Source organism: Yoonia rosea, from assembly GCF_900156505.1.
Classification (GTDB): domain Bacteria; phylum Pseudomonadota; class Alphaproteobacteria; order Rhodobacterales; family Rhodobacteraceae; genus Yoonia; species Yoonia rosea.
Genome location: NZ_FTPR01000001.1, coordinates 1996188 through 2017597, shown reverse-complemented (window position 1 = coordinate 2017597; position 21410 = coordinate 1996188). Strand labels below are relative to the sequence as shown.

25 protein-coding genes are annotated in these 21410 nt (G+C 57.6%); 15 read left to right on the top strand and 10 right to left on the bottom strand.

Annotation, left to right across the window (positions count from 1 at the left end; genetic code table 11):
* Window positions 1-5: 5 nt before the first annotated feature.
* Window positions 6-317: a hypothetical protein gene (locus tag B0B09_RS10060; protein ID WP_076659432.1), complete on the bottom strand. Its 312-nt coding sequence runs from the start codon at window positions 315-317 to the stop codon at window positions 6-8.
* 184 nt (window positions 318-501) lie between these two features.
* Here B0B09_RS10060 and B0B09_RS10055 point away from each other — a divergent pair, with 184 nt between their 5' ends.
* The 10 genes from B0B09_RS10055 to B0B09_RS10010 all read left to right on the top strand — a co-directional run bounded on the left by B0B09_RS10055 (window position 502) and on the right by B0B09_RS10010 (window position 7350).
* Window positions 502-1344, top strand: a complete 843-nt coding sequence (locus tag B0B09_RS10055; RefSeq protein WP_076659431.1) for an HpcH/HpaI aldolase/citrate lyase family protein — start codon at window positions 502-504, stop codon at window positions 1342-1344.
* On the top strand, window positions 1341-1895 hold the full coding sequence (locus B0B09_RS10050) for an NnrU family protein (RefSeq protein WP_076659430.1): 555 nt from the start codon (window positions 1341-1343) through the stop codon (window positions 1893-1895). Before B0B09_RS10055 ends, B0B09_RS10050 begins: the two co-directional genes overlap by 4 nt.
* 4 nt (window positions 1896-1899) lie before the next feature.
* Window positions 1900-2103 carry a DUF1737 domain-containing protein gene (locus tag B0B09_RS10045; RefSeq protein ID WP_055293782.1) on the top strand — a complete coding sequence of 68 codons (204 nt, stop codon included), beginning with the start codon at window positions 1900-1902 and terminating at the stop codon, window positions 2101-2103.
* On the top strand, window positions 2100-3125 hold the full coding sequence (locus tag B0B09_RS10040; RefSeq protein WP_076659429.1) for a MaoC family dehydratase: 1026 nt from the start codon (window positions 2100-2102) through the stop codon (window positions 3123-3125). The genes B0B09_RS10045 and B0B09_RS10040 overlap by 4 nt, the downstream gene beginning before the upstream one ends.
* A gap of 208 nt (window positions 3126-3333) precedes the next feature.
* Window positions 3334-3717 (top strand): succinate dehydrogenase, cytochrome b556 subunit, encoded by a 384-nt coding sequence (gene sdhC / locus B0B09_RS10035; protein ID WP_055293786.1) that lies wholly within the window; start codon window positions 3334-3336, stop codon window positions 3715-3717.
* Window positions 3718-3729: 12 nt separating this feature from the next.
* Window positions 3730-4101, top strand: a complete 372-nt coding sequence (gene sdhD / locus B0B09_RS10030; RefSeq protein ID WP_055293788.1) for a succinate dehydrogenase, hydrophobic membrane anchor protein — start codon at window positions 3730-3732, stop codon at window positions 4099-4101.
* 21 nt (window positions 4102-4122) lie between these two features.
* Complete coding sequence (gene sdhA / locus B0B09_RS10025; RefSeq protein ID WP_076659428.1) at window positions 4123-5928, top strand: succinate dehydrogenase flavoprotein subunit; 1806 nt, start codon at window positions 4123-4125, stop codon at window positions 5926-5928.
* Complete coding sequence (locus B0B09_RS10020) at window positions 5928-6248, top strand: hypothetical protein (RefSeq protein WP_055293792.1); 321 nt, start codon at window positions 5928-5930, stop codon at window positions 6246-6248. Before sdhA ends, B0B09_RS10020 begins: the two co-directional genes overlap by 1 nt.
* Entirely contained in the window at window positions 6245-6532 is a 288-nt protein-coding gene (locus tag B0B09_RS10015) for a hypothetical protein (RefSeq protein ID WP_084190776.1), read from the top strand. Before B0B09_RS10020 ends, B0B09_RS10015 begins: the two co-directional genes overlap by 4 nt.
* Window positions 6533-6570: 38 nt before the next feature.
* The gene (locus B0B09_RS10010; RefSeq protein ID WP_055293796.1) at window positions 6571-7350 is read left to right on the top strand and encodes a succinate dehydrogenase iron-sulfur subunit; all 780 of its coding nucleotides are present in this window, start codon (window positions 6571-6573) and stop codon (window positions 7348-7350) included.
* Window positions 7351-7607: 257 nt separating this feature from the next.
* Here the strand turns inward: B0B09_RS10010 and deoD are convergent, their stop codons facing one another.
* The 3 genes from deoD to B0B09_RS09995 are packed head-to-tail and all read right to left on the bottom strand — an operon-like array spanning window position 7608 to window position 10772.
* Window positions 7608-8312 (bottom strand): purine-nucleoside phosphorylase, encoded by a 705-nt coding sequence (gene deoD / locus B0B09_RS10005; RefSeq protein ID WP_076659427.1) that lies wholly within the window; start codon window positions 8310-8312, stop codon window positions 7608-7610.
* A 55-nt stretch (window positions 8313-8367) separates the two neighbouring features.
* Window positions 8368-8754 (bottom strand): H-NS histone family protein, encoded by a 387-nt coding sequence (locus B0B09_RS10000; protein WP_375342216.1) that lies wholly within the window; start codon window positions 8752-8754, stop codon window positions 8368-8370.
* A 50-nt stretch (window positions 8755-8804) separates the two neighbouring features.
* Window positions 8805-10772: an ethylmalonyl-CoA mutase gene (locus B0B09_RS09995; protein WP_076659425.1), complete on the bottom strand. Its 1968-nt coding sequence runs from the start codon at window positions 10770-10772 to the stop codon at window positions 8805-8807.
* Window positions 10773-10910: 138 nt separating this feature from the next.
* Here B0B09_RS09995 and B0B09_RS09990 point away from each other — a divergent pair, with 138 nt between their 5' ends.
* From B0B09_RS09990 to B0B09_RS09970, 5 genes are all read left to right on the top strand, one after another.
* Window positions 10911-12308: a 1-acyl-sn-glycerol-3-phosphate acyltransferase gene (locus B0B09_RS09990; RefSeq protein WP_076659897.1), complete on the top strand. Its 1398-nt coding sequence runs from the start codon at window positions 10911-10913 to the stop codon at window positions 12306-12308.
* A gap of 119 nt (window positions 12309-12427) precedes the next feature.
* A complete protein-coding gene (gene ccrA, locus B0B09_RS09985) occupies window positions 12428-13708 on the top strand; it encodes a crotonyl-CoA carboxylase/reductase (RefSeq protein ID WP_055294671.1) in 1281 nt (426 codons plus the stop codon).
* Window positions 13709-13834: 126 nt separating this feature from the next.
* Window positions 13835-14050, top strand: coding sequence for a hypothetical protein (locus B0B09_RS09980; RefSeq protein ID WP_055293802.1), 216 nt, complete (start codon window positions 13835-13837; stop codon window positions 14048-14050).
* A gap of 58 nt (window positions 14051-14108) precedes the next feature.
* On the top strand, window positions 14109-15635 hold the full coding sequence (locus tag B0B09_RS09975; RefSeq protein WP_076659424.1) for an ATP-dependent DNA helicase: 1527 nt from the start codon (window positions 14109-14111) through the stop codon (window positions 15633-15635).
* Window positions 15632-16342, top strand: a complete 711-nt coding sequence (locus tag B0B09_RS09970) for an SDR family oxidoreductase (RefSeq protein ID WP_076659423.1) — start codon at window positions 15632-15634, stop codon at window positions 16340-16342. The genes B0B09_RS09975 and B0B09_RS09970 overlap by 4 nt, the downstream gene beginning before the upstream one ends.
* Here the strand turns inward: B0B09_RS09970 and B0B09_RS09965 are convergent.
* The 6 genes from B0B09_RS09965 to B0B09_RS09940 all read right to left on the bottom strand — a co-directional run bounded on the left by B0B09_RS09965 (window position 16339) and on the right by B0B09_RS09940 (window position 21409).
* Window positions 16339-17091: a TIGR02186 family protein gene (locus B0B09_RS09965; protein WP_076659422.1), complete on the bottom strand. Its 753-nt coding sequence runs from the start codon at window positions 17089-17091 to the stop codon at window positions 16339-16341. The two genes, B0B09_RS09970 and B0B09_RS09965, sit on opposite strands and share 4 nt — an antisense overlap.
* Window positions 17088-18008 (bottom strand): sulfite exporter TauE/SafE family protein, encoded by a 921-nt coding sequence (locus B0B09_RS09960; RefSeq protein ID WP_055293809.1) that lies wholly within the window; start codon window positions 18006-18008, stop codon window positions 17088-17090. The genes B0B09_RS09965 and B0B09_RS09960 overlap by 4 nt, the downstream gene beginning before the upstream one ends.
* 134 nt (window positions 18009-18142) lie before the next feature.
* A complete protein-coding gene (locus B0B09_RS09955) occupies window positions 18143-18949 on the bottom strand; it encodes a purine-nucleoside phosphorylase (protein WP_076659421.1) in 807 nt (268 codons plus the stop codon).
* Window positions 18933-19901 carry an ABC transporter permease gene (locus B0B09_RS09950; RefSeq protein WP_076659420.1) on the bottom strand — a complete coding sequence of 323 codons (969 nt, stop codon included), beginning with the start codon at window positions 19899-19901 and terminating at the stop codon, window positions 18933-18935. Before B0B09_RS09950 ends, B0B09_RS09955 begins: the two co-directional genes overlap by 17 nt.
* Complete coding sequence (locus tag B0B09_RS09945) at window positions 19902-20321, bottom strand: hypothetical protein (protein ID WP_055293815.1); 420 nt, start codon at window positions 20319-20321, stop codon at window positions 19902-19904.
* On the bottom strand, window positions 20318-21409 hold the full coding sequence (locus B0B09_RS09940) for an ABC transporter permease (protein ID WP_076659419.1): 1092 nt from the start codon (window positions 21407-21409) through the stop codon (window positions 20318-20320). The genes B0B09_RS09945 and B0B09_RS09940 overlap by 4 nt, the downstream gene beginning before the upstream one ends.
* Window position 21410 lies beyond the last annotated feature (1 nt).

Genomic DNA, 21410 nt, shown 5'->3' with positions numbered 1-21410 from the left:
GGTTCTCAGCTCTCGCTGTCGAAATTCGCCAAAGGTTCATTCACGTATTGGTAGGCCTGCCCCGCAGCGGCGAGACATGTCAGGCCGCCGGGGCGGGTGATAGTGATAGTCCAAGAGCCTGTGTCCATGGATGCAAATACTTCCACCACGGAATTATCGGAGGTGAGCCCGATGGATTGGCGGCTTTCGCCATAGCGTTCGCCCAGGCGTTCAACGACCGTGGCGTGGTCTGCGCAGTTGCCTTGGGCGTGTGCCTGTTGTGCCGACAGCATCATGGCCGCGATCCCGAAGGACATCAGGAATAAGATCGGTTTCATTTGGTTCCCCTTGTGCAAAGCGGATCACGGTGATCCGTCATGGGATCGAGTGTCGGGGGAGCATGCGCAGAATTGGTTAATACACCGTAACGATGGGGCCGGTCGCTGCGTTGCGGCAATTTATCCTTGAATGATTAGATAATTTCTGGCCTGTTCCGCGCAACATTATTGCGAGGAAGATTCGATGCACAGCCGCCCTTACCGCTCCGCCCTCTATATCCCCGGGTCCAAAGATCGGGCCTTGGAGAAAGCGCGGGGGCTGCCGGTTGATGTGATCCTGTTTGATCTGGAAGACGCTGTTTCCCCTGACGCCAAGGTCGCGGCGCGGGACACGCTTTATGCTGCTCTTGCGGATGGTGGTTACGGTCCGCGCCTGAAAATCGTGCGGATCAACGGGCTCGATACGGAATGGGGAGCGGCGGATGCAGCTGCGGTTGCGGCGATGGATTGTGACGCGATCCTGTTGCCCAAAGTGAATGGCCCGACCGATGTGGATGCGCTGGCAGCATTGGTCCCCGATCTGCCGATCTGGGCGATGATGGAAACGCCTGAGGGCGTCTTGAATGCCGCAAGCATTGCCAAGCATCCACGGATTGCGGGCTTTGTGCTGGGCACGAATGATCTGGCGAAGGATCTGAATTCGCGGACCCGTGCGGCGCTGACGATGGCCTTGCAGCATTGCCTGCTGGCGGCCAAGGCTGCGGGGATTGTGGCGTTGGACGGTGTCTATAATGCCTTCAAGGACGAGGACGGTTTGCGCGCCGAATGCGCCGAGGGCCGCGATATGGGATTTGATGGGAAGACCCTGATCCATCCTGCCCAAGTGGCGATTGCGAATGCCGCCTTTGGCCCAACAGAGGAAGAGATTGATCTGGCGCGCCGCCAGATTGAAGCCTTTGAAGTGGCCGAAGCCGAAGGGCAGGGTGTGGCTGTCGTTGACGGACGCATCGTTGAGAACTTGCATATCGTCACGGCGCGGGCGACGTTGGCGAAAGCTGAGGCTATCGCTGCATTGGAGACGGCATGACACTACTAATCGCTGGCGTTGCCCTTTGGTGGGCAGCACATTTGTTCAAACGGCTTGCACCGGGGGCGCGGACGGCGCTGGGCGGCGCGGGCTATCCGGTGATGGCGGTCGCGATCATCCTGAGCGTCGTTTTGATGGTGCTGGGCTATCGCGCAGCTGATGGTGCTGTTTATTGGGGTCGTGATCCGATGTGGGTTGGCATCAACAATCTGCTGATGGTCGTGGCCTTCTATTTCTATGCCGCCAGTGCCGCAAAGGGCGCGAAAATCTGGCTGGGGACAAAGGTGCGGCATCCGCAGCTGACGGGTTTCTCGATCTGGGCGGTAGCGCATTTGCTGGTGAATGGCGATACGCCGTCATTTATCCTGTTTGGCGGATTGCTCGCTTGGGCGATTGTCGAAATCCTGCTGATCAATGCGCAGGAAGGGCCTTGGGTGCGCCCCGCACGTGCACCGTTCAAGAAAGAGATCGTCGCTGTCGTCGTGACCGTTGTCGTCACGGTCGTGGTCATGGGTATCCACTACGCGCTTGGCGTCACACCTTGGGGGTAAGCAGGTGAAAATCTATCGTTTGTTGACCGAGGATGACACCTCGGCATTTTGTCACAAAGTGTCCGAGGCTTTGTCCAAGGGGTGGGAGCTTTATGGTGATCCGACCTATGCCTATGACCACGCGAATGGCGTCATGCGTTGCGGGCAGGCCGTGACGAAAGAGATCGACACGCCCTATTCACCGGACATGAAGTTAGGCAAGCAATGACCAAGACGAACGCAGGCCGCTTTTTCGAGGATTACACCGTAGGTGATGTGATTACCCACGCTGTGCCCCGCACAGTCTCTGGCGGAGAGCGGGCGCTTTACCATGCGCTTTATCCCGCCCGTGGCGCGCTCTATTCCTCGGATGAATTCGCGCGTGCCTGCGGTTTGTCCGGCTCGCCTGTTGATGATCTGATCACGTTTCACACGGTTTTTGGCAAGACGGTACCGGATGTGTCACTGAATGCGGTCGCCAATCTGGGCTATGCCGAGGGGCGCTGGCTGCGGCCTGTTTATACGGGTGATACGCTGGTGTCACAGAGCGAGGTGATTGGCCTCAAACAGAACTCGAACGGGAAATCCGGTGTGGTCTGGGTGCGCACGACAGGGCGTAATCAGCGCGGCGAGGACGTGCTGAGCTATGTGCGCTGGGTGATGGTGCGCAAGCGGGGAGAAGGGGACGCGCCGCAGACGGTGATCCCTGAGCTGGCGGAGGCTGTTGCACTGGGTGATCTGGTAATCCCGGAGGGGCTGACCTTTAAGGATTATGATCTCACCTTGGCCGGTGAGCCGCATCGCTTGCGCGATTATGCTGTGGGCGAAGTGATTGACCATGTCGATGGTGTCACAATTGAAGAGGCCGAGCATATGCTGGCCACGCGTCTGTGGCAGAACACTGCCAAGGTGCATTTTGATGCAACCAACCGCGCCGATGGCAAGCGGCTCATCTACGGGGGGCATGTGATCTCGCTCGCGCGGGCGCTGTCGTTTAATGGTCTGGCCAACGCGCAGATGATTGTGGCGCTCAATGGTGGGGCGCATGCGAACCCGTGTTTTGCAGGCGACACAGTGCGCGCGTGGTCAGAGGTGCTGGACGTGGCTGAAACGGATGCGCCGGGCGTCGGAGCGATCCGGTTGCGATTGGTCGTAACCAAAGGCGCGGCGGGGGTGCTGCGCGGGGAAGACGGCAAGTATCACGCGGATGTGCTTCTTGATTTGGATTACTGGGCGTTGATGCCGGTGTGACGCGGGCTAAACTCTTGTTTGAGCCCAGAACGACATTTGTGATCACAGTTTAGAAACGTGTGATCACAAATGCAAAAAAGGTGTCAATGCGCGACCATTTTTCACGGTTTGGTGGGTGCGCCGCGCGTGACTCTGCTGTTTGAATGGTGCAGAAAGTACTCCAAAGGCGTCGTCTGCCAGACGACAAAAGCCAACGAAGGGAACTGATATGGCTGACGTGAACCGGGGCAATCGCCCGCTTTCACCGCATCTGACGATCTATCGTCCGCAATGGACGTCGATGTCCTCAATTCTAGTCCGCATTACCGGCAACGCACTCATCGTGGCGGCGTTGATGATTGTCTGGTGGTTCGTTGCCGCAGCATCTGGGCCAGAGGCGTTCGCGACCGCAAACGGATTTGTTACAAGCTGGTTTGGTGATCTGGTCATGACGCTCTCGACCTTGGGGCTTTGGTATCACCTGCTGGGTGGCCTGCGCCATCTGGTGTGGGACAGTGGCCGCATGCTTGACGTTGATAAGTCCGAGCTTGCTGCGCAGATGATGATGGTGCTGTCGGTCTTGCTGACCATCTTCACCGTGATCGTTGTATAAGGGGGCGCTGATATGGCTTTTTTGACTGATCGCAAACGCGCATCCGGCATGGGTTCGGCCAAAACCGGGACCGAGCATCACTGGCAGATGATGGTGACATCTGTTGCCCTTCTGATCCTGACGCCACTCTTTATTTTTACCTTCGGGTCTATTCTGGGGTCGTCCTACGAAGAGGTGATCGCCTATTACCAGCGGCCTTTCCCGGCTGTTGTTGCGATCCTGACCATGCTGGTCGGCTTTTTTCATTACCGGTTGGGTGTGCAAACCCTGATCGAGGATTACGTCCATGGTTTCGCACGCAAGGCGGCGATCATCGGCATGATCTGCCTGTCCTATGCTGCGGCGGCTTTTGCGATTTTCGCAATCGTCCGTATCGCCCTTTAATCCGCGCGGAGCTTATTACCTATGGCTGCTTATGAATACGAAACCCACACCTATGATGCGATCGTCGTCGGGGCTGGCGGGGCCGGACTGCGGGCGACATTGGGTCTTGCGGAACAAGGTTTGCGCACTGCCTGTATCACCAAGGTTTTCCCGACCCGTTCGCACACAGTGGCCGCACAGGGCGGTATTGCCGCTTCGCTAGGCAACATGGGCCCTGATAGCTGGCAGTGGCATATGTATGACACTGTGAAGGGTTCCGACTGGCTGGGCGACACCGACGCGATGGAGTATCTCGCACGCGAGGCCCCCAAGGCGGTGTACGAACTCGAACATTACGGCGTGCCGTTTTCGCGCACCGAAGAGGGCAAGATCTATCAGCGTCCCTTTGGTGGCCACACCACCGAATTCGGCGAAGGTCCGCCCGTACAGCGCACCTGTGCTGCCGCCGACCGCACTGGCCACGCGATCCTGCACACGCTTTACGGTCAGTCGCTGAAACAGCAGGCTGAATTCTATATCGAATATTTCGCGCTTGATCTGATCATGTCCGACGACGGCATCTGTCAGGGTGTGATCGCATGGAAGCTGGATGACGGCACCATGCATGTCTTTAACGCCAAGACGGTAGTACTGGCGACCGGTGGCTATGGCCGCGCCTATTTCTCGGCCACATCCGCGCACACCTGCACCGGTGACGGTGGCGGCATGGTGGCCCGTCAGGGTCTGCCCTTGCAGGATATGGAATTCGTGCAGTTCCACCCGACCGGCATTTACGGTGCCGGTTGTCTGATCACAGAAGGTGCGCGCGGCGAGGGTGGTTATCTGACCAACTCCGAAGGCGAACGTTTCATGGAGCGTTACGCACCCAATTATAAAGACCTCGCACCGCGTGACTACGTCAGCCGTTGTATGACAATGGAAATCCGCGAAGGCCGCGGTGTCGGAGCCAATGGTGACCACATTCACCTGAACCTCAACCACCTGCCGAAAGAGGCCTTGGCCGAACGTCTGCCGGGTATTTCGGAAAGCGCACGCATCTTTGCAGGCGTTGACGTCACCAAGGAAGCGATCCCTGTGCTGCCAACCGTGCACTACAACATGGGCGGTATCCCCACGAACTACTACGGTGAGGTGCTGAACCCCACCAAGAAAGACCCGAACGCTGTTGTGCCCGGCCTGATGGCTGTGGGCGAGGCAGGCTGTGCATCGGTGCATGGTGCCAACCGTCTGGGATCAAACAGCCTGATTGACCTTGTGGTCTTTGGCCGTGCCGCTGCGATCCGCGCAGGTGAGGTTGTGGATCGCCACGCGCCGAACCCGACTTTGAATCAAGCATCGGTTGATGCTTGTTTTGACCGGTTTGATGGGCTGCGCCATGCCAAAGGCACGGTCGGTACAGCCGAGTTGCGCCTTGAGATGCAAAAGGCGATGCAGGCTGATGCAGCCGTGTTCCGCACCGACAAGACGCTGGCCGAAGGTGTCGAGAAGATGACAGCGATTGCAGGCAAGATGGATGATCTGTCTGTCACCGACCGCAGCCTTGTCTGGAACAGCGACCTGATGGAAACGCTGGAGCTGACCAACCTGATGCCAAATGCATTGGCCACCATTGTGGGCGCCGAGGCGCGCAAGGAAAGTCGCGGCGCGCATGCGCATGAGGATTATGCAACACGTGATGACAAGAACTGGCGGGTGCATACGATCAGCCATGTGGATGGTGCGAAGGTAAAGCTGAGCTACCGTCCCGTAATCACGGCGGGTCTGACAACCGAGGCCGAAGGCGGTATCTCGGAGGCCAAGATTGCGCCGAAAGAACGGACATTCTGATGCGGTGGTTGGCAACATTTGGCGCGGTGGCGGTGCTCGCGGGTTGTATGCAGGACCTCGGTCCAACAGGCGACATGCTGGCCCGTGACGCGGCAAAAGGTGTCGTGAATAACGCGGTGCAGGCACGCTTCCCGGGCGTTGATGCACGTCCGCTGACGGACTGTATCATCGACAATGCCTCATCTGGTGAGATCATACAGATCGCGCAGGGGGCTGTGGTTGGGGCCAATGACGCGACGACAGATTTGATTGTCGAGATTGCGCAGCGTCCAGACACGGTGCGCTGCACAGTCAACAATTCGCTCGGGGTAAATCTATGATCCGGGCTGCACTCTTGTGGTCTGTATTGCTGGCTGCGGCCTGTACGCCGATGACACCTGAACGGGCAGCGGAGCGCTGTGAAGAACGTGCGCGCGCCGCACAGGGACCAGAGATTGATCTGGGCATTGGCGCGAATAGCGAGAGCGGACTACGGACCAGCGGTACACTCAGCATCAGCGTCGATGCGATGCGCGGGCTTGACCCGATCGCGGTTTATGAAAGCTGCGTCTTGAATCTGACCGGCGAGGCGCCAACTCGGCCGCCGCGTCTACGCGCGATCTAAAGGTATTCGGGCGCAAGCCCTGACGGAAGGAACGAAAAATGGTACAACTGACACTTCCCAAGAACTCCCGCATGAAAGTGGGCAAGACCTGGCCCAAGCCAGAGGGCGCAACGAATCTGCGCAAAGTGCAGGTCTATCGCTGGAACCCTGATGACGGCAAGAATCCGCAGCTGGATACATATTTCATTGATATGGATAACTGCGGCCCGATGGTTCTGGATGCGCTGATCAAGATCAAGAACGAGATAGATCCGACGCTGACATTCCGCCGGTCTTGCCGTGAGGGGATCTGTGGATCCTGCGCGATGAACATCGATGGGATCAACACGCTGGCCTGTATTTACGGCATGGATGAGATCAAGGGCGACGTAAAGATTTACCCGCTGCCGCATATGCCGGTCATCAAGGACCTGATCCCTGATCTGACGCATTTCTACGCGCAGCACGCGAGCATCATGCCGTGGCTTGAAACGAAAACGAACCGCCCTGCAAAGGAATGGCGCCAGTCCATCGAGGACCGCAAAAAGCTGGACGGTCTCTATGAATGCGTGATGTGCGCATCCTGCTCGACCTCATGTCCCTCCTACTGGTGGAACGGTGACCGCTATCTGGGGCCAGCCGCGCTCTTGCACGCCTACCGCTGGATCATTGACAGCCGTGACGAGGCGACAGGTGAGCGGTTGGACCAGCTTGAAGACCCCTTCAAACTCTATCGCTGCCACACGATCATGAACTGTGCGAAAACATGCCCCAAGGGTCTGAACCCAGCCGCTGCGATCGCGCACATCAAGGGCATGATGGTCGAACGTACTGTCTGAACGAAAGCTTGTAGGGGGGCTGTCTGCCCCCCGCTGACGCTCCCCCCGAGGATATTTTCACGCCAGTAATACATAAAAAGGGCCCGCCATGTATGAGGCGAGCCCTTCCGGTTATTACCGGCCACGGTCATCGGCGTCCCCGCCTGTGCCGCGATTTCATCATCACACGTCTTGGTTAATCATCCGTTATTATTGGCCCGAAAATATCCTGGGGGAGGCCCGCAGGGCCGGGGGCAAAGCCCCCTTATCCAGACATTCTATGCGAAAGCTGCGGCCAAGGCGATTTCGACCATATCTCCAAAAGATCTTTCACGATCCTCTGCGGGAAGCGCTTCATGGGTAATCAGGTGATCACTGACCGTCAGGACCGCCAAAGCGCGCCGTCCATAGCGGGCTGCAAGGTTGTAGAGTTCAGCGGCCTCCATCTCCACGCCCAGAATACCATGCCGGATCATTTGCTCGTTCAGGTCCGGGCGTTCGTCATAGAATACATCTGATGAATAGATCCCGCCGACATGGGTTGGCACGCCCTTGGCTTTTGCCGCGTCATGAGCAGCCGAAAGCAGCTGGTAGTCGGCGCAGGGCGCAAAATTGAGTTCCTTGAAGATCCCGCGAGATGGCGTCGAGAGTGTCGAGGTTGTCATGGCCAAGATCACATCGCGAATGCCGACGTGCTTCTGCATACCGCCGCACGATCCGATACGGATCAAGGTTTGCACGTCATAGTCTTTGATCAATTCGTTCGCATAAATTGAAAGCGACGGCATCCCCATGCCGGACCCCTGGATCGTCACCCTATGGCCGTTCCATGTCCCCGTAAATCCGAGCATACCACGCACCTGATTGATGCAGCGCATATCTTTCAGGAAAGTCTCTGCCGCCCATTTGGCGCGATACGGATCGCCCGGCATCAGAACGGTCGGTGCAATGTCGCCCTTTTCGGCGCCGATGTGGATGGTCATGTCAGCCTCCTGTGTCTGTCCGCTCAGTCTATGCAGGGCATGGCACCGAGGGAAGCTAGGCTTCCATGTTGTCAGGCGAGGTACCCGCCTTGATTGCCGCTTTGAACCACTGCGGCTGGCGTCCTTTGCCCGTCCAGGTTTGCGTTGGATCAGAGGGGTTCTTGTATTTCGCCGGGGATGTAGCTTTGGGGCCGGACTTGGGTTTGGGCCCTCTTATCGCAGGCGCGGTGCCAGTGATCTCTGCAAGCGAAAACCCATGGGCTGCCGCTGCTTTCTCTGCCGCTGCGCGCGCGGCTTTCTTTTCGTTTTCTGTCACCCGCGCCAGGGCTTTTTCAACTCTGGCTTGTAGTTTTTCAAGCTCTTTTCGAGTCATTGATTTCAGATCAGGATTCATGTGCATTACTCCAATTCGCTGCCGTGCAAATACCACAGGATTATTCACACAGTATCTTGAAATCGCACGAGCCTATCCAAAAGCATATCGTTTCGGCTTTATTCCGCCGCCACCGATCGCGGGTCGACCAAAGTTACGATGTCATTCATGATTTTGTTCAATTCAAAATCTTTTGGCGTATACACCCGCGCAACACCCATTGCCCGCAATTCAGTTGCGTCATCTTCTGGAATAATGCCGCCGGCAATGACCGGGATATGGGATATGCCTGCCATTTGCAGACGTGTCATGACATCGCGGACCAAAGGAATATGGGACCCCGATAGAATGGATAGTCCGATTACATGGACGTCGCCATTTTGTGCCGCTGTCACAATTTCTTCGGGCGTTAAACGAATGCCTTCGTAATCAATTTCCATGCCGCAATCGCGCGCGCGCACTGCAATTTGTTCGGCGCCGTTGGAGTGACCGTCCAACCCCGGTTTGCCGACAAGAAATTTCAGACGACGGCCGAGCGCCGCGCTGACCAGATCGACCTGTTCGCGCAAATCCTCGAGGCCTTCGGTCCGGTTGGAGGGGTTGCTGCTGACGCCGGTGGGCGCGCGGTATTGGCCAAACACGCTGCGGATCACGTCGGCCCATTCGCCCGTCGTGACACCCGACCGCGCACAGGCGATGGAGGGGGGCATGATGTTACTGCCGTCTTTGGCAGCAGCGCGGAGCGCGGCGAGCGCTTCTTTCACGGCACCTGCGTCACGGTCGGCTTTCCATTGCGCGAGGCGCCGTAACTGATCGGCCTCGGCTTCTGGGTCCGACACCATAATCGCATCTTCGCCAGCAGTGAGCGGCGAAGGTTCACCAGCCTGCCATTTATTGACACCGACAACTGTTGTGTCGCCTTTTTCAATTCCGGCAATACGCGCTGCATTACTTTCGACAAGTCGCGATTTCATGTAGCCGATTGCGCCAACCGCACCGCCCATTCGGTCAATTTGGGCCAATTCGGCACGCGCGCCATCTTTGAGTTCATTCACCTTGCGATCAATGGCGGGATTACCATCAAAAAGATCATCGAATTCCAGAAGATCCGTTTCATAAGCCAGAATCTGTTGCATGCGCAGTGACCATTGTTGGTCCCAAGGGCGCGGCAAGCCCAATGCTTCGTTCCATGCGGGCAATTGCACGGCGCGGGCGCGGGCGTTTTTCGAAAGCGTCACAGCTAGTGTTTCCAGCAGAATACGGTACACGTTATTTTCGGGCTGCTGTTCGGTCAGCCCCAGTGAATTGACCTGCACGCCATAGCGGAAACGACGATATTTGGCATCTTCAACGCCATAGCGGGTGGCGCAAATCTCGTCCCATAATTCGACGAACGCGCGCATTTTGCAAAGCTCGGTCACGAAACGGATGCCGGCATTCACGAAAAATGAAATGCGGCCCACCATTGCAGGGAAATGCGCGGCCGGCACTTTGCCTTTGAGATCGTCCAATACGGCGGTCGCCGTCGCCAAAGCGAAAGCCAATTCCTCTTCCGGTGTCGCGCCGGCCTCTTGCAGATGATAGGAACACACATTCATCGGGTTCCATTTCGGCAGATGTTCGCGGGTATAAGCGGCCACATCTGTGATCATACGCAGGGACGGTTCGGGCGGGCAGATATAGGTGCCGCGTGACAGGTATTCTTTGATGATGTCATTCTGGACTGTGCCTTGCAGTGCGCTGACGTCGGCACCCTGTTCTTCAGCCACGGCGATGTAGAGCGACAAGAGCCAGGGCGCTGTCGCGTTAATCGTCATCGAGGTGTTCATCTGGTCCAGCGGGATATTATTGAACAGCGCGCGCATGTCGCCAAGGTGGCTGACAGGCACGCCGACTTTGCCCACTTCGCCTTTGGCGAGGATATGATCGCTGTCATAGCCGGTTTGGGTGGGCAGATCGAAAGCGACAGAGAGACCGGTCTGGCCTTTGGCAAGATTGCCGCGATAAAGCGCGTTCGAGGCAGAGGCTGTGGAATGACCTGCATATGTGCGAAACAGCCAAGGGCGGTCTTTTTGCGGTTGCGACATTTGCGGCTCTCCTGAATCAATTCGCGCAATTAAATTACGCTATAGGGGTGTGTATCGGACATTTTATGGCGCTGTCAATTCGCTGCGTTGCGGCATGACGGGATTTACGTGGACGCCGTTCCCTGTCACGGTCTGCGCATGACGCAAACGATCTCACTGCCCATTTGGGCCTTTGTTCTTATTGTCTTGTTCGCGACGGTGACTTTTGCGTCGCATTTTCTGTTTCCCTCGGTACGCTGGTTCTTTCGCAAACGTGCCGAACGGGTGATTGGCAAGCTGAACCAACGCCTTCAGCGCCCGATCGAGCCGTTCAAGCTGGCGCGGCGGCACGACATGATCCAGCGGCTGATTTATGATCCTGAGGTAACACAGGCCATTGTCGATCATGCCAACAAGGAAAAGATCCCCGAGAACGTCGCCTTTGAAAAGGCCCGTCGTTACGCGCGCGAGATCGTGCCAGGCTTTTCTGCGACCGCCTATTTTAGTGTCGGCATCAGACTGGCACGATGGCTGTCCAAATCGCTTTACCGGATCAAACTGGGCACGTTTGACCGCAAGCGGCTGGAAAAGATTGATCCGGATGCGACTGTGATCTTCGTCATCAATCATCGCAGCAATATGGATTATGTGCTGGTCACCTATCTGGCGGCAAATGCCGGTGCGCTGTCTTATGCGGTGGGGGAATGGGCGCGGGTGTGGCCGCTCTCTGCTGTTATTCGCATGATGGGGGCGTATTTTATCCGGCGCAAATCGCGTGGCGCGCTCTATCGCAAAGTGTTGGCGCGTTACGTGCAAATGGCCACGCGTGGCGGGGTAAGCCAAGCGGTCTTTCCGGAAGGGGGGCTTAGCCTGAACGGGTTGCTGGCCCCGCCGCGGATGGGATTGCTGAATTACATCGTTGAGGATTTTGATCCCGACGCGCGCGAAGTTATCTTTGTGCCGGTTGCCGTGAATTATGACCGCGTGTTGGAAGACACGATTCTGATTGCGGCCGACAAATCCGGCACACGCCGGTTCAAGCCGTCGCTGCTTTCGATCTTCGGGCGGGTCGCGCGCCATATCGGCTTGCGGCTGACTGGGCGTTTCAGGGGCTTCGGTGTCGCATCCGTCAGCTTTGGCGCGCCGCTCGAACTATCAAAGTATCATAGCGATGCGGGTAGTGATCTGACAGAGCAGCTTGCCCAGGAGTTGATGAAGCGGATTGCCGATGTGACACCGGTGGTCGGGGTTCCCTTGGTGGCACGGCATGTCCTGCTGGCAGAGCCGGTAAGCGTTCCGGATCTTGAGGCCGCGGTGGCAACTGCGATCACGCATCTGAAACAGCGCAAGCTGCCATGCCCCAAGCGTGAGCCGCATGAAGTTGTACGCGACGCGCTCAGCCGGTTGCAGGACCGTGGTCTGCTTGCCGAGAGCAATGGCGCAATTTCGATCACCAAGGACGGACGTGACGTCCTGACCTTCTATGCGAATTCGATTGCGCATCATTTTGATGCAGTTGCAGCAAATATGGATGAAATTTCTGCAGTCGCAAAGTAATTAAATTACAAAAATGCTCTAAATAGGGTTGCAAAGTTACTCTGTCATCTCGTATTCAATGAAAAACGCGCTTGATTCTGCGGCGCGGCAACATTGGAAGCTGACTGATGGAGACTGCGATGGCCCTCGACCAAACTGCTTATACGGCACCCGAAAAAGACCTGTACGAAGTCGGCGAGATGCCACCTTTGGGCTATGTGCCTGCAAAGATGCATGCTTGGACCATCCGTCGCGAACGCCACGGCGAGCCTGAGAAAGCGTTTCAATTGGAGGTTGTCGACGTGACGCAGCCTGACAGCAACGAGGTTCTCGTCCTCGTGATGGCTGCTGGCGTGAACTATAATGGCGTATGGGCTGGACTTGGAATTCCGATCAGCCCGTTTGATGTGCATAAAGCGGATTTCCACATCGCGGGGTCTGATGCTGCGGGGATTGTTTGGGCCGTTGGTGATAAGGTCAAGCGCTGGAAAGTTGGCGATGAGGTTGTGATCCATTGCAATCAGGATGATGGCGACGATGAAGAATGCAACGGGGGTGATCCGATGTATTCCGAAAGCCAGCGCATTTGGGGATACGAGACACCTGACGGGTCCTTTGCACAATTTACCTGTGTCCAATCCCAGCAGTTGATGAAGCGTCCGCAGCACCTGACGTGGGAGGAAAGCGCCTGCTATACGCTGACGCTTGCCACCGCGTACCGCATGTTGTTTGGGCACGAGCCGCATGATCTCAAGCCCGGCCAGAACGTGCTGGTCTGGGGCGCGTCTGGTGGTTTGGGGTCCTATGCGATCCAGTTGATCAATACGGCCGGCGCGAATGCGATTGGCGTGATCAGTGATGAAACCAAGCGTGAGTTTGTGATGTCGCTGGGTGCGAAGGGTGTCATCAACCGCAACGATTTCAACTGCTGGGGCCAACTGCCCACGGTGAATACGCCCGAGTACAGTACTTGGCTGAAAGAGGCCCGCAAGTTTGGCAAGGCAATCTGGGAGATCACCGGCAAAGGCGTGAACGTTGATATGGTGTTCGAACATCCCGGCGAGGCGACGTTCCCAGTGTCGTCCTTGGTCTGCAAAAAGGGTGGTATGGTCGTGATTTGCGCTGGCACCACCGGTTTCAACTGTACCTTTGACGTCCGTTATATGTGGATGCACCAGAAGCGTTTGCAGGGCAGCCACTTCGCCCATCTCAAGCAGGCGAGCGCGGCCAACAAGCTGATGCTGGAGCAGCGGCTTGATCCGTGCATGTCGGAATGCTTTGATTGGGATGCGATCCCGCAGGCCCATACCAAGATGCGCCGCAATGAGCATAAGCCGGGCAATATGGCGGTGCTTGTCCAAGCGCCAAAGATGGGTTTGCGCACCTTTGAGGATACATTGGAAGCCTCGCGGATGCGCTAGGTTGCCCCCCTATAATCCCAAGCAGGGCGTCCCCGGAAACGGGGACGCCTTTTGCGTTTCCACAGGGAAAGGTCGCGCGACCATAAATGTTAATTATTCCTTAATACTTTGTAGGGACGGTGCATCATGGGACGCGATTGGATCATTGATGTGCTGGCCGATCTGCGCAGTTTTGCGCGCGACAATGATTTGCCAATGCTACGGGCGCAACTGGAAGAGGCCGAGCTTGTCGCACAGGTTGAGATTGCATCGCGCGCGCTGCCGGATGCGCGCCACCAGAGTGGGGACCGCGATCGGATGCTGGGGTTGACCGTGAAATCCGGACCAGTGCGCAGGACTTAGCCGTTGGTCGTGGCGAATGCGCTAGCGGCGCATTCACTGTCCAGATACAGTGGCCCCCATGAACGCTCCCACCATCACATTCTCTGACGACCAGGCCGAGGCCTGGGATAATATCGCCGTTGCCTTGCGCCAATCGGGCGTTGATCTGGACGACCACCTACTGCAACCGCCACAGTCCGACAGCACGTCCGTGCTGGCGGTGATTGGCAAGGCGGGGTCGGGCAAGACGATGCTTTTGGCCAAACTCTATCGCGCGTTGGAAGAGGCCGGTGTCGATGTGATTTCGGGCGATTGGGAGGGGCGCAAGCGCAAGGACCGGCGCACGCTTGCTATTCTAGCGCCCACCAACAAAGCGGCCAGCGTGTTGCGCAACCGTGGCGTCCCTGCGACCACGATTCACCGCATTCTCTATACGCCGGTCTATGACCCGGAATACGAAAAGGTGGCCGAATGGCTCGCGGGCCAAGGTGACAGGCCCGAGATCGAGGGGCTAAGTGATATCGCGCTTGATCGTGCGTTTGCGTCTTATCAGATCAATAAATCCGTGCCTGCCGCACTTGCTGCCGCGGGGCTGCGCGGGAGCGATTTCATCACAGGCTGGAAGCGGCGCGAAGAGGCGTTGGACATCGGTTTTGTGGATGAAAGTTCAATGCTGGATGAAAAGCAGTTCGAGGATTTGAAAGAGATTTTCCCGACGCTTCTGTTGTTCGGCGATCCGGCGCAATTGCCGCCGGTGCAATCCTCTGGCGGGATGGTGTTTGAAACGTTGCCCGCACCCCGCGTGCTGACCCTGAACCGGATACACCGGCAGGATGCGGGCAACCCGATCCTTGATCTGGCCCATGCCTTGGCCGATCCACAGCTGGATTTTCAAGGGTTTGAGCGGATGGTTGAGGACGCGTCAAAGGTGGACGAACGTGTCGTCATGGCCCAACGTGTCGAGGCCGATTTGATGGCGCGCTCGCCCTGTCTGGTGTGGCGCAACGCGACCCGTATCCGTTTGATCCATGCGTTCCGCGCAGCCTTTGCCGCGCCGGTGGATGAGTTGTTGGCGGGGGAGCCGTTGATTTGTGATGGTATCGAATTGCCGCTGAAACACCGCAAGAAGCGCCTTGATCTGGAGGCGCGCGGCCTGATCAAGGGCGCGCAGGTCATTTACCTTGGACCGGGCCGCAAGCCGGGGTTTTCGCGCCTGCATGTGATGGGTGCCGAAGATCCACAAGTGTCGGCGGCCAGTATCGTCAAGATTGAACAAGAGGGCGATGAAGAGCCATTCATCCCCTTCGCCGCCCGCATGGGTGCCACGTTTCTGCATGGGGCGGCTGTCACGATCCACAAGGCACAGGGATCGCAATGGGACACGGTGCAGGTCTTTGCGCCAGACATTTATGCGGCCTCACGGATGGGGCGGGTTGAGGCAGGACAGCCGCTTTGGAAGCGCCTTGCGTATGTGGCGATCACACGGGCGGAAACCCAGCTGCGTTGGGTCGTGCGCAACCGTCTGGCACGGCCGCAAGGTGTCTTGCGGGTCGATGATCTGGAGGTGCCGGCGGCACCGCTTGAGTTGCGGAGCGAAGAGATATGAAATCGATCATCATCACGGGCGCCAGCAGCGGTATTGGCCGCGTTACGGCAGAGTATTTTCTGACCCACGGGTGGCGTGTCGGGTTGATCGCGCGGCGTGCCGATGCGCTCTCTGAAATGACGCATGACAACGCGGTACAGATGCCCTGCGATGTGACGGATGAGGCGGCGGTCGATGCGGCCTTTGCCGGTTTCGGTCATCTGGATGTGCTCTTCAACAATGCCGGTATGTTCGGGCCCCAGACGACGATCGACGAGATTGCCTTGGCCGATTGGAAGCAGGTGGTGGATGTGAACCTGACGGGGATGTTTCTTTGCGCGCGCGCAGCTTTTCGTCAGATGCGCGGGCAGACACCGCAGGGTGGCCGGATCATCAATAACGGGTCCATCTCGGCTTACACACCGCGTGAGGGGTCTGTGTGTTATACAACGACCAAGCACGGTGTCAGCGGGCTGACCAAGACGCTGTCGCTGGATGGGCGGCCCTTTGATATTGCCTGCGGGCAGATTGATATCGGCAATGCGCGCACCGATCTGGTGCTGAACCTTGAAAAAACGCGCGCCGCGCAAGGGTTGGACCCGCTGCCAAGTATGGCCGTCGAAGATGTGGCGCGCTCAGTCTTTCACATGGCGACATTGCCGCCCGAAGCGAATGTGCAGTCCATGATGGTGATGGCGACTAAGATGCCGCATATCGGGCGTGGTTAACGGCGGAACGCGCTGAATGCGGCGGATGCGCCCCAGCCCGCTGCGATAGCGATCGACAGCGACATCAACCCGTAAAGGAACGGGTTTTCATGCGCGAGGTTATAGAGCCAGCGTTCCAGCCCCACCTTCTTGACGGGAATGGTTGTGGTATAGAGATCAATGATCTGCTTGTCGCGTGTCAGGTAAATCTCGGCGACATAGTCACCTTCGGTCAGGTTTGCAGGGAGCGGGATCAGCACGCGAAACAGGGCTTCTTCTGCAACGGAAACGCCTTCGGGGATGGTCTGGTACAGCCCCTTCGATCCACGGATGCGGATCAGGGCCTCTGTAAAGCTTTGCGCCTCATCAGCGGTCGCCCCGATAGAGCGGATCGCGCGTTGCATGCTGATCCGCGTGTTCAGGTCTTCGGCGGGTGAGAGGATTTCGTCCAAGGGCCGGTTTGTTGCAACAGCATAGAATGTGGGTGCGACATCCACATCTACGGACTCCGTGTTCACCCAGATGCCAAAGCGGCGATCTTTCTTGCGCACAGTGACAGGTTCATCAGGGCCCGCAATTGTGACGATCACGCCTAGATCGCCTGGAACCTCGACCGGGCCGTCACGTTTGATGGCGCCAAAAATCAGGATGTCCGAACCTTCGAATGTCGCTGTAATGGCCACTTCGTCCTGGCTCAGTCCCAGCACGATTTCTTCGGCTTTTGCAGGGGCAGCCAACAAAAGCAACATAAGTGCAACAAGGCGGATCATGAGTGCCCCCCCGTGCCCAAAGAATAGAGCTCGGCTGGCATGACAAGCAGATCGAACGCCAGTTTGCCGCACACGGCAAGTACCATGATGGCCAGCCAGATCCGCAGTTGCTCGGCCTTCATTTTCACGCCAATACGGGTGCCGATCTGCGCACCGATCACGCCACCCACGAGCAGAAGTACCGCAAGGACCACATCAACCGTGAAGTTTGTAGTCGCATGCAACATAGTCGTGAAAGCGGTCACAAAGATGATCTGGAAGAGGGACGTCCCCACAACGACTTTGGTGGGCATTCCCAGCAGATAGATCATGGCAGGCACCATGATAAAGCCACCGCCGACACCCATGATGGCGGCCAGAACACCGACAAGCACTCCGACCATCAGTGGTGGAATGACCGAGATATAAAGACCCGATACGCGGAACTTCATTTTGAAGGGCAGGTTGTGAACCCAGTTGTGCTTGCGCCGCTTCGGCACACTCCCACCGGGTTTGGATGATCTGCGGATCGCGTTCAGGCTCTCGATAAACATCATAGAGCCGATCATGCCAAGGAAGACCACGTAGCAAAGCTGCACCAGCAGTTCGACCTGACCGAGCGCCTTCAGGTAATTGAAAAGCGTAATACCAAGGCCCGAACCGATCAGACCGCCGATCAGCAACACCGTGCCCATCCTGAGGTCCACCGTCTTGCGCTTCAGGTGCGCAAGGACGCCTGAGAAAGAAGAGGCGACGATCTGGTTGGCTTCTGTTGCGACGGCAACGGCCGGCGGAATGCCGATAAAGAACAGCAGAGGCGTCATCAGGAAGCCACCACCGACACCGAACATACCCGACAAAACGCCCACGATTCCGCCTAGCCCCAATAAAAGGAAGATATTCACCGAAACCTCGGCGATGGGGAGGTAAATTTGCATGAGCTGTTCCGGACGCTTGAGCCGTTGTCAGCACCAAAAACCTATCAGGCGTTTATGTCAAACGATGTCAGCGGTTTTGATATGCAAACGCAGCAATTCTGCCACGTGGACTTATGATTGCGCCGGTTTTGGACTTAGGGCAGCGACCGCAGGTAGCCGCGCAGGACCTTTTCCAACTTGGCCGCGCCGATTGGTGCCATGGCTTTGGTGTGTTCGTGGCTGATCGCCTCATCGCTCATCCCTGCGGCCATATTGGTGATGGTCGAGATTGCCGCGGCTTTCAGGCCAAGGAACCTTGCAAGGATGACTTCGGGGACGGTGGACATGCCAACGGCGTCTGCCCCCAGCATCTTGATCGCGCGGATTTCGGCGGGTGTCTCGAACGAGGGGCCTGAATACCAGGCATAAACACCATCAGCCATTGCAACGTCGGCGGCTTTGGCGGCGGCGTGCAACGCTGTGCGGATTTCAGGGTCGTAGGCGTCTTTCATCGGCACAAAGCGCGCGTCGGTCTGCTCGCCGATCAACGGGTTCAGGCCCGAGAAATTGATATGGTCGGACAGGCACATGATCGAACCTGTGGGCATATCGACCTGCATCGACCCCGCCGCGTTGGTGGCGATCATCGTATCGGCCCCCAGTTCCCGCAGAACCTCTAAAGGCAGGCGCATCGCGTCGCCGCGTCCGCTTTCGTAATAATGCGCACGCCCGCCGAACACGGCAACGCGCACCCCTTCAAGGGTGCCGATCACAAGGTTGGGGTTATGGCCTGACACGCCGGCATGCGGAAAGCCGGGCAAGTCGGTGTAGGGGATTGCGGTGCCGTCCACTTCGTTCGCGATATGTCCAAGCCCGGAACCAAGGATCAGGCCAATACGCACGGGCGTGTCACCTGCCGCCTTCTTGATCTGGCTCGCGAGGTCCTTAGCGTTCTTTGACATATGGTTCGCCCCCTGCGCGTGGCGGGATCGCCTTGCCAACAAAACCGGCCAGAATGACGACCGTCAGGATATAGGGCAGCACGTCAAGGAACTGGCCGTTCACTTGGAAGCCGACAACATTCGCCACGACGTCCGAGCGGAGGGACATCGCCTGCAGGAAACCAAAGAGCAGGCAGGCATAAAGCGCATACCACGGCCGCCATTTGGCAAAAATCAGTGCGGCCAGTGCGATATAGCCGCGCCCCGCGCTCATGTCTTTGACAAAGCCCGCTTGCAGGGCCGTTGCAAGGTAGGCCCCGGCGATGCCGCAGAGAACGCCGCAGATACCCACAGCGGCGAAACGCAGCCAGATCACCGACACGCCTGCGGTATCCACCGCCGCCGGGTTTTCGCCCACGGCACGCAGGCGCAGACCAAAGCGGGTCTGGAACAGGATCCACCATGTCAGCGGCACTATCAGCAGGGCGACATAGACAAGGATCGTGTGTCCGGAAATCAATTCGTAGTAGATCGGCCCGAGCACAGGCACGTTCTGAAGTGCCTCCGCAAAGGGCAGTTCAATCGGGTTGAACCGCGCATCGCCTGACAGTTGCGGGGTCCGCCCGCCTTGGGCGAACCAGCTTTGCGCAATGACGACAGTGAGACCCGCCGCCAGAAAGTTGATCGCGACACCTGATATCAGTTGGTTCCCGCGAAAGGTGATCGAGGCAAGACCGTGCACTGCCGACAGGATCATCGACGCGCCGATGCCCGCCAAAAGCCCCAGCCACACATTGCCGGTAACAGCGGCGATGGCGGCCGATAGGAAAGCTGCTGCCAGCATTTTACCCTCAAGCCCGATATCGAAAATACCGGCCCGCTCGGAAAACAGACCCGCAAGACAGGCCAGAAGAAGCGGGGTTGCCAGACGCAACGTGGCGTCCAGCATTTGCAAAAGGGTCGCAAAATCCATTTAGGCAGCTTTCTCCATCAGGAAGGGGAAGAGGTCAAAGAAGCGGTCTGCGACCTCTGGATTGCGGCGCAGGGCGGCTTCGGCCTCGGCTTGGGTGATATCGACGGCCTGTGTTTTGTCTTTGCGCAGAAAAAACTGCAAGCCCAGCATCGCGTCAAACCTGTCATCTGTGATGAACGGATCATGCGGGACGCGGGGCATCACGGTTTCTGCAGGCATCAACACGCTGGTCGGGCGTTGTAACGACAACAGGGCCACCAGATGCGGTGGCACGTCTGCTGCAGGGGTTTGATCAATCACGTGGTGAACCCACTGGTGGAGCTCTTCCATCGAAATCATGCCAAGTGCCAAACAACTGAGCACAAAGCCAAGGTCTGCACCGGTGTCATCATCGACACCGACTTTGAATTGTCCTGTCATGTTTTTGCTCTCCTCATTGCCAGGAATAGCCGCTCGAGCGGCATGCGCACCATATTATCCAGTGCACCCGTGAAGAGGATTACCAAGGCCTGTATTACGATAATCAGCTCACGGGGGATCGACGTCCATAGGGCGAGTTCTGCGCCGCCTTGATATAGAAAGCCGAAAAGAAGGGCCGCCAGCAATACCCCGAAAGGATGGCTGCGCCCCATCAGTGCGACGGCGATGCCGATAAAGCCCGCCCCCTCCACTGCGTTCAGGACCAGCCGTTCGGCCTCGCCCTGCACGTTGTTGATGGCCATCATACCGGCGAGACCGCCGGAGATAAGCATGGTGACCATGATAATTTTGGTCGGGCTGATGCCCGCATATTTTGCCGCGGATTCCGAGTGCCCGAAGGACCGCAGTTCATAACCAAGCCGCGTTTTCCAAATCAGGATCCAAAGGAACAGACAGGCCGCGATGGCGACAAAGAAAGTCACGTTGGCCGGAGCGCCACGGAAAAATGTCGTTTCGCCGAAGTTGAACATGTCCTGAAACGAGGGAAGGTGCGTTGCTTCTGGGAATTTGGCGGTTGCCGGTTCCATGCCAGGTGCTTTCAATGCACCGATCAGAAAGTAGTTCAGCACGGCGGCGGCGATAAAGTTGAACATGATCGTGGTGATCACGATGTGGCTGCCACGCTTGGCCTGCAGGAATGCGGGGATCGCGGCCCATGCCGCACCGAAGAGCGCAGCGCCGATCGCAGAGCCCAAAAGCGCCAGCGACCAATGCGGCCACGGAATGAACAGGCAGATGACAGCGACACCCAGGCCGCCGATAAGGGCCTGACCTTCACCGCCGATGTTGAACAACCGCGCATGAAACGCGATGGCCACTGCCAGACCCGTGAAAATAAAGTTGGTAGCGTAGTAGAGCGTATAGCCCCAGCCGTAAGTGGACCCAAGCGCGCCAGAAACCATCAGCTTGAGCGCAGCCCACGGATTTTCACCAATGGCCAAAATGACCAAGGCAGACAGGATCGCCGCAAGCAAGATCGAAATCAGCGGGATCAGAACGACGTCGGCCCACTTTGGCATCACATCCATT

Coding starts and splice junctions, on each gene's coding strand:
- B0B09_RS10020 (WP_055293792.1), top strand. CDS start 5,928: ATGCGGTGGTTGGCAACATTTGGCGCGGTGGCGGTGCTCGCGGGTTGT.
- B0B09_RS09970 (WP_076659423.1), top strand. CDS start 15,632: ATGAAATCGATCATCATCACGGGCGCCAGCAGCGGTATTGGCCGCGTT.
- B0B09_RS09990 (WP_076659897.1), top strand. CDS start 10,911: ATGACGCAAACGATCTCACTGCCCATTTGGGCCTTTGTTCTTATTGTC.
- B0B09_RS09950 (WP_076659420.1), bottom strand. CDS start 19,901: ATGGATTTTGCGACCCTTTTGCAAATGCTGGACGCCACGTTGCGTCTG.
- B0B09_RS10040 (WP_076659429.1), top strand. CDS start 2,100: ATGACCAAGACGAACGCAGGCCGCTTTTTCGAGGATTACACCGTAGGT.
- ccrA (WP_055294671.1), top strand. CDS start 12,428: ATGGCCCTCGACCAAACTGCTTATACGGCACCCGAAAAAGACCTGTAC.
- sdhD (WP_055293788.1), top strand. CDS start 3,730: ATGGCTTTTTTGACTGATCGCAAACGCGCATCCGGCATGGGTTCGGCC.
- B0B09_RS09965 (WP_076659422.1), bottom strand. CDS start 17,091: ATGATCCGCCTTGTTGCACTTATGTTGCTTTTGTTGGCTGCCCCTGCA.
- B0B09_RS09975 (WP_076659424.1), top strand. CDS start 14,109: ATGAACGCTCCCACCATCACATTCTCTGACGACCAGGCCGAGGCCTGG.
- B0B09_RS09980 (WP_055293802.1), top strand. CDS start 13,835: ATGGGACGCGATTGGATCATTGATGTGCTGGCCGATCTGCGCAGTTTT.
- B0B09_RS09960 (WP_055293809.1), bottom strand. CDS start 18,008: ATGCAAATTTACCTCCCCATCGCCGAGGTTTCGGTGAATATCTTCCTT.
- B0B09_RS10015 (WP_084190776.1), top strand. CDS start 6,245: ATGATCCGGGCTGCACTCTTGTGGTCTGTATTGCTGGCTGCGGCCTGT.
- B0B09_RS09940 (WP_076659419.1), bottom strand. CDS start 21,409: ATGGATGTGATGCCAAAGTGGGCCGACGTCGTTCTGATCCCGCTGATT.
- B0B09_RS10055 (WP_076659431.1), top strand. CDS start 502: ATGCACAGCCGCCCTTACCGCTCCGCCCTCTATATCCCCGGGTCCAAA.
- B0B09_RS10050 (WP_076659430.1), top strand. CDS start 1,341: ATGACACTACTAATCGCTGGCGTTGCCCTTTGGTGGGCAGCACATTTG.
- B0B09_RS09955 (WP_076659421.1), bottom strand. CDS start 18,949: ATGTCAAAGAACGCTAAGGACCTCGCGAGCCAGATCAAGAAGGCGGCA.
- B0B09_RS09945 (WP_055293815.1), bottom strand. CDS start 20,321: ATGACAGGACAATTCAAAGTCGGTGTCGATGATGACACCGGTGCAGAC.
- B0B09_RS10010 (WP_055293796.1), top strand. CDS start 6,571: ATGGTACAACTGACACTTCCCAAGAACTCCCGCATGAAAGTGGGCAAG.
- B0B09_RS09995 (WP_076659425.1), bottom strand. CDS start 10,772: ATGTCGCAACCGCAAAAAGACCGCCCTTGGCTGTTTCGCACATATGCA.
- B0B09_RS10060 (WP_076659432.1), bottom strand. CDS start 317: ATGAAACCGATCTTATTCCTGATGTCCTTCGGGATCGCGGCCATGATG.
- deoD (WP_076659427.1), bottom strand. CDS start 8,312: ATGACCATCCACATCGGCGCCGAAAAGGGCGACATTGCACCGACCGTT.
- sdhA (WP_076659428.1), top strand. CDS start 4,123: ATGGCTGCTTATGAATACGAAACCCACACCTATGATGCGATCGTCGTC.
- sdhC (WP_055293786.1), top strand. CDS start 3,334: ATGGCTGACGTGAACCGGGGCAATCGCCCGCTTTCACCGCATCTGACG.